The following is a 553-nucleotide window of genomic DNA, read 5'->3' on the forward strand; positions in this document are numbered from 1 at the left end:
CTGCCCGGCAGAGGGCTGTCAGAGCAGCCCGGCCTTGGTCATGAGTTCGGTGACCGCCTTGCTGTCAAGCTTGGACGGTTCGACCTTCGGCGCTTCGRGCTGCGGCAGGGGCACGAGCTTGGGGTTGGATTCCGCGCCCTTGGAAACGGCATACTCAAAGGAATCCCCGGTCCTCAGGATGTCCTGGCCACCCTTGCCGGCGACCCATTTCACGAAGGCCTCGGCCTCCGGCTTGTGCTTGCTGGACGCCAGCACGCCAGCCCCGGAGACGCTGACGAAGGCGCCCGGATCCTGATGCCGGAAATAGTGCAGCGCGACATTGCCGCTGTTCTCGGCGGTCTTCGCCTGATCGCCGAAGAAATAATAGTGGTAGATCACGGCGCCTTCGACTTCGCCCGTATTCACGGCCTTCATCGCGACGCTGTTGCCGCGATAGGGCTTGGAGCCTGCTTTCATCGCCTTGAGCCAGGTCGTGGTCTCCGCCTCGCCCTTGAGGACGAGCATGGCGCCCACGATCGCCTGGAAATCGGCGCCGGACGGCGAGGCGCCCCAG

At 64.7% G+C, this 553-nt stretch carries 1 protein-coding gene; it reads right to left on the minus strand.

Annotated features, from left to right (window positions below):
* Positions 1-18: 18 nt before the first annotated feature.
* Positions 19-553, minus strand: a 535-nt coding sequence (locus AB4Y92_RS25390; RefSeq protein ID WP_441822133.1) for an extracellular solute-binding protein, incomplete at its 5' end; no start/stop codon positions are given.

Origin of the sequence: Lysobacter sp. TAB13, assembly GCF_052113885.1 — a bacterium.
GTDB classification, from domain to species: domain Bacteria; phylum Pseudomonadota; class Gammaproteobacteria; order Xanthomonadales; family Xanthomonadaceae; genus Lysobacter; species Lysobacter gummosus.